Raw genomic sequence first — 6163 nt, 5'->3', positions numbered from 1 at the left:
ATGACGCAGATTACACGGATTTATTTAAAACCTAAATCCGTGTAATCTGCGTCATCTGCGGATGAAAGATGGTATTTAGGGACAAATCGAACAATAAACCAGTAAGACTAACGTTTATTGACATAAAAGGATTATTTTTGTGACCAATCATGATAATATATAAAATGAAGATTAAAACGCTGGTACCTGTCCTTTCGCTCTTATTGTTGGTGTCGTGTAAAACAACAGACAATAGCATTACCTATTTTCAGGATTTGGATAATCAACCGGCAGCTATTGCCGGGGAACCGGTGAATTACGCTCCACGTATAGCACCCGATGACCAACTATCCATAATCGTGTCGGGTACAGACCCCAGCGCAGTTGCAGCATTCAATATGCCACTTGCCAGTTATCTGGCTCCGGGAGAAACCAATGTGGTTTCTACGCCCGTGCTTCATACGTATCTGGTTAACTCCGGCGGTGAGATTGATTTCCCGGTACTTGGAAAGTTGCATATTGCCGGTATGACACGGAATGAACTGACAGATGTGCTGACTGAGAAAGTTTCCGCTTACGTCAAATCTCCGATTGTCACGATACAGATACGCAACTTCAAAGTCTCCGTGCTGGGTGAAGTAAACAGACCCGGAACGGTAAATGTGCCCAATGAACGTTTGTCCGTCCTCGATGCGCTCGGACTGGCAGGAGACCTCACCATTTACGGCAATCGCACCAACGTACTTCTGATTCGTGACAATAATGGGAAAAAGGAGTTTCACCGTTTCGACCTTACATCTGCCGGGACGCTGACATCTCCTTATTACTATCTGCAACAAAACGATGTCCTCTATGTAGAACCGAATAAGGCAAGGAAAGGAAATGCCAAGTATAGCCAAAGCGGGCAATTCAATATATCGCTGGCATCCACTGTAATCAGTGCTTTGTCGGTATTGGCGTCACTGGCTATTGCATTATTGGTTAAGTAATTCCCCTCAGTTTATGAACGACGAAAACATACATATCGGAACGCTCTTGAAACAATTCTTCGGATACTGGAAAATCTATATTCCAATTGGCTTTGTGTGTCTGATTGGCGCCATACTTTTTGTGTTGGTTACACCCCGGAAATATGAATTCACGGCGCGGATGCAATTGGTAAATGACAACCAGGGAATGATGTCCGAATTGAAGATGCTGAAGAACAGTGGCATAGGCGCTTTATTGGGCGGTAGCAACTCGGGTATCAGCGTTGAAGATGAAGTCATTGTATTAATGTCGCGTACCAACATAACGGAAGCTATTCTTCAAACCGGATATCAGGTTGAAGTGCGTCAACGCCGCGGACTGAAGAATGTATTGCTTTATGGGAAGGACAGCCCAATCAGTTTTCTGTTTCCCGAACAGTTTCTGGATACTGTCAGTGAGCCTGTAAAAATGAAATTGACATTATCGGACGGTAAAATACAATCAGCAAAAATAGAGTCGAAACTGTTTGAAACCGTAAAATTGCAAGAACAATTGTTGCCTTTTCGTATGTCACTGCCGGTCGGGGCAATCATGATTGTTCCGAATAAAGATATGGCAATTACCGGAGAACAAACAATTACCTGCCAAATTACTCCACTCCAGAAAGTATATGAAGATTTATACGAAGACGTGTATGCCGGAGCGCAGGAAACTGTTTCAGATATAATATTACTGAGTTTTGACAATGAACATAAGCAGCGCGGTTGTGATTTTCTGAATACGTTGATGGCGGCCTTCAACCAATATTCCCGCAATGTTAAAGTGAAAGAGACTAATCAGAACGCTAATTTCGTAAAGGAACGCTTAGACTCTGTTACTGCGGAACTTGTCTATCTGGAGCATGAGATTGAAACTTACAAAAAGCAGAATAACATTCCCGAACCGGCGTTGTATGCCAACGCTGCTATCTCTGGACAACGAGAATTGGAAAGTGCTATTTTAGGAACGGAAGCCCGGTTAAAGATGCTGGATTATGTACTGGAGTATATGAAAAATCCGGAAAATGAATATGCATCCGTTCCGATAATCGAAGGAGTAGGGGATAAAGCAATCACGCTTTACAACCAGTTGGTACTTGACCGTCAGCGTTTGCTCCTTTCTTCCGAAAAAGGCAATCCGGCTTTGACTCTTGCAGATACGCAATTAACGGAACAACGAAAAATGCTGATGGAGGCTATAGATGCCGCCCGAAGAAGCATTCGTGTGAGCCTGGAAGAAATTAAAAAGAAGAACGATACGTTCGGTAACCGGTTGAACGCTCTACCCACACAGGAACGGGAGTATATTGAAATGAAACGCCGGCAGAAAATAAAGGAAACGATATACCTTTTTCTCATGCAGAAGTTGCAAGAGAAGGAATTGGTGAATTCGCCGGATGAGCAGGCTGGCAGGGTAGTGGATGCGGCATATAGTTCAGCAAAAGCGGTTTATCCGAGAAAAGCCGTTGTGTTATCTATTGCATTTGTAATAGCATGTATTATTTCATTAATAGCTATTAGTCTGCGGGTATTTATATTTACCAAAAAATAATTGTTATGTCCTCATTGGTATTCTCAAAGAATAACCTGTTCTTTATCTTTTTGGTAATGGGCTATATCTTTGGGGTTATACTTTATGATTGCATCGGATTTAAGTACACAGACGAACTGCTGGCATTGTTTCTCGCTTTTTTTGCCGCCCTGATACTGTGGGAACGAAAGAATTGGAGAGAAGCTATACCTATTATGACTATCATCTGTATCTTTCTGTTTTATACGATTTATTCGTTTATAATTCATTCAAATGTATCCGGAGCTATAATTAAGGATTTGCTAATCCAAATCAAACCATTCATTGGCTTTTATTGCGCTTATCTGATTGCTCCTCAATTAACATCGGCTCAAAAGCGTTTTATATGTATTCTATGCTTAATCATAGGAGGACTGATCGTAATTGTAGGATTGACGAATCATATTTATCCCGTATTCGGACATCCTTCCCGTTTGGCTACAGCGGCTACGGCTACGGCTTTCCTGTTCCTCTATTGCAGTACGTACACATGGAGTGATGTACTTGTTTTTGTTTTATTGCTCAGTGCAGGTATTTTCTCTACGCGTTCCAAGTTTTATGGTTTTTGGCTTATAGCCGTATTTCTATTGATATATAGTAAATCAGGAGGGAAGTTGCGTTTTAGCTGGAAAGATTCCGGGATCGTATTTTGCTTATTTCTTCTTGTTGTATGGTTGGTTAGAGATAAAATAATTCTGTACTATGTAGATGGTATGATGAACTCCCGCGAAATGTGGAGCCGTCCCGCCATGATGCTTACATCCGGACGTATTCTATATGATTATTTTCCATTCGGCAGTGGTTTGGGCAGTTTTGGAAGTTATGCGTCGGGAGAGTATTACTCGGCAATCTATGAAATCTATGGAATCGACCAATTGTGGGGTATATCCCGTAGTACAGGCTTCTTTATATGTGACGCTTTTTATCCTTCATTAGCTCAATTCGGGATTGCGGGTGTTATCTTGTATATTACTTTTTGGGTGCTTATTCTTCGTAAAGGGTATTGTTGTGTTTCTGCTCACAACCGGAAACAGTGGATGATACTGTTATTATCTTTTTTATTCTTCCTTATCGAAGGGATTGCCGACACTACCTTTACTCATAATCGTGGATTATTTATCCTGATTATTACAGCCATTACTCTTAAAGAAATGAAATATAGCCATGAAACTTCGCACGGACACATATAAGAAAGGGGCGATATACTCCGCCGGCCTGAGTGTTGTGGTAAAATTCATCGCTTTTATTCAGAACTTCCTGATTGCGTATTATCTGGGAGCAGGAACGGGAACAGATATCTATTTTTACTTATTCGGCGGTATTATTGCTGGGTGCGAAATTATTCAGGCCATTGTTTCGTCGGTTTTGATTCCCCGTTCGATGCAGTTACGCAATCAATTCTCAGCTCACGAGGAAAATAGTTACTTAAACGCCTTTTTATATACTATCTCATGCATCATAATTCTGATTATCATTATTGCAGCGGCTGCAGGCGAAAACAGTGTTCGCCTCTTATCTAATTTTTCGGAAAGTGATATTCGTGAACATATCCGGTTATTATATATACTGTTGCCGGCATCTCTGCCATATATATTCAATATTGTTTATGCTGAAATACTGGCATCACATAAATATTTCACATTTCCTCAGTTGATAGCCGTAATAAACAATTTGTTTATTATCGTTTTCGTTATACTGTTTCATGAATATTGGAGTGTCGCTGCTTTGTCTATTGGTTTCAGTGTTGCCACGTTCATTAACTTTATATGGTTGGTAATCTTCATGAAGCGTAATTTATCGTGGAGTTACGCTTGTTTTTCGTTTACTCACCTTAGAAGAAGTTTCAGTGATATCAGTACTGTATTTGTTAATCATTCTGTTGTGGCTTTTACTGCGATGTTCCCTTTATATCTGCTTTCCATGTTTTATCCGGGAACAATAACCGTAGTGACTTACGCTACCAAACTGCTCCAGGCGCCGATGAATCTATTGGTTCAATTGTTTGCAGTGCTGCAAATCAAACTAAGTGAACTATATTCGTTACGTGCTTTAAGGGAAATGCGCCGGACGTTCATATCTGTTGCCGGAAAAACTGTTTTACTGAGTGTAGTGGGCGCTGTCTTGTTCTTCTTATTCCGCATACCTATCATCGAAATATTCTTTGGACAGGGAGCAATGACTTCCGAAAATATTTCTCTATTTATTGATATTTTGGGTATCTTGATTATCGGTATTCCCTTTTCCATTATTATCTCCGTATCTTCCCGTATGCTATATGCATTGCAAAAAGTAAAAGTGTACGGTATGATTATGATACCGGCAAACCTGCTGACTTGTACCATGTATTATTGGTTCATTATGCAAAAAGGGGCTAACGGATATGCAGAGACAGAGGTAGTAACGGAGACATTGAAAGCGGTCATTATTATAACCTGTATATTTTACTTGCTAAAGAAAATAAAATGAGGATTCTACACATAATATATTCATTCAATGCAGGTGGCGCTGAGCGCATGGTGATTACTCTGGCTAACCATCAGGTGAAAAGGAATCGGGTAGGGTTATGCATTATCAACAATCTATATTCTCAAGATTTATTGGATGAGTTAGATGACCGGATACCACAGTTTTGTATCAATCGGAAAAAAGGAAGCCGTAATATTTTTGATGTGCTACGGCTGAATTGGTGTATTTTGAAATTTCGTCCGGATGTTCTCCATATACATGATGCGGATGCGGTTCTTTATATTCCAATCAGCCGTTTTTATTATACGCTATTAACTATCCATGCAACTGATTTGCCGTTAACGGGGATTGAGCGATACGACCGGACAGTAGCTATTTCCAAAGCAGTGGCTTGCAATACGGAGAAGAGAGGTTTTATGAAACCGGATATGGTATATAACGGTATCTCGACATCTGCAATTCAACATGTGAAAAGAGATGCTTCCGGCAGTAAACCAAACTTCCGTATTGTACAAGTCGGTAGATTGGAACATACAGTCAAGGGGCAACACCTGTTATTGGAAGCTCTGCATAAATTGTCTTCTCCCTACGTGACTGTTGATTTTGTCGGTGATGGCAGTTCTTACGGATACCTAATGGAAATGACCGGAAAACTAAATTTAGAGAATCAGGTACGTTTCTTAGGATATCGCAATATAAAATGGATATACCGGCATTTATGTGATTATCAGCTATTGGTACAACCTTCGCTAAGTGAAGGTTTTGGGCTTACTATCGCAGAAGCGATGGTAGCCGGGATTCCTGTACTTGTATCAAACCTGGCGGCTCCGTTAGAAGTTATAGGTGAAGGCGCATTCGGTTATTATTTCATGTGTGGTGATGCGGATAATCTCTGCCGGATGTTACAGCAAATAATAAGTAACTATGAAGAGGCTTTGCGGGTTTCTGATAAGGGCAGAGAATATGCGCTTACAAACTTTGATTATATTAAAATGGCGGAAAACTATGCGAATTTATATACTGAATAAAGTTTTGCTTGTTGATTATTAGTGGTATCTCTATTCTCCTCCTCCTGGGAGGAGGAGTACCCCGTCAGGGGGGAGGTGGTAGGTAAAACAAATACCTATTAATCATAACTCTA

At 40.6% G+C, this 6163-nt stretch carries 5 protein-coding genes; all 5 read left to right on the top strand.

From position 1 onward, the window contains the following. The first annotated feature begins 164 nt into the window (after nt 1–164). Genes B2Z67_RS02365 through B2Z67_RS02345 form a run of 5 tightly spaced genes read left to right on the top strand, consistent with a single transcriptional unit; the run spans nt 165 to nt 6050 of the window. Nucleotides 165–968 carry a polysaccharide biosynthesis/export family protein gene (locus B2Z67_RS02365; RefSeq protein ID WP_291528217.1) on the top strand — a complete coding sequence of 268 codons (804 nt, stop codon included), beginning with the start codon at nt 165–167 and terminating at the stop codon, nt 966–968. Between the two features lie 13 nt (nt 969–981). Continuing rightward, a complete protein-coding gene (locus tag B2Z67_RS02360) occupies nt 982–2538 on the top strand; it encodes a GumC family protein (RefSeq protein ID WP_291528216.1) in 1557 nt (518 codons plus the stop codon). A 5-nt stretch (nt 2539–2543) separates the two neighbouring features. Further along, nucleotides 2544–3746: a hypothetical protein gene (locus B2Z67_RS02355; protein WP_291528215.1), complete on the top strand. Its 1203-nt coding sequence runs from the start codon at nt 2544–2546 to the stop codon at nt 3744–3746. After that, nucleotides 3721–5022 carry a lipid II flippase MurJ gene (locus B2Z67_RS02350; protein WP_291528214.1) on the top strand — a complete coding sequence of 434 codons (1302 nt, stop codon included), beginning with the start codon at nt 3721–3723 and terminating at the stop codon, nt 5020–5022. Before B2Z67_RS02355 ends, B2Z67_RS02350 begins: the two co-directional genes overlap by 26 nt. Then, the gene (locus tag B2Z67_RS02345; protein WP_291528213.1) at nt 5019–6050 is read left to right on the top strand and encodes a glycosyltransferase family 4 protein; all 1032 of its coding nucleotides are present in this window, start codon (nt 5019–5021) and stop codon (nt 6048–6050) included. Before B2Z67_RS02350 ends, B2Z67_RS02345 begins: the two co-directional genes overlap by 4 nt. Nucleotides 6051–6163 lie beyond the last annotated feature (113 nt).

It is taken from the genome of Bacteroides sp. UBA939 (assembly GCF_002293435.1).
In the GTDB taxonomy this organism is placed as follows: domain Bacteria; phylum Bacteroidota; class Bacteroidia; order Bacteroidales; family Bacteroidaceae; genus Bacteroides.
Note: the sequence above shows the minus strand (reverse complement) of the source record. Positions and strands in the feature narration are given on the sequence as shown.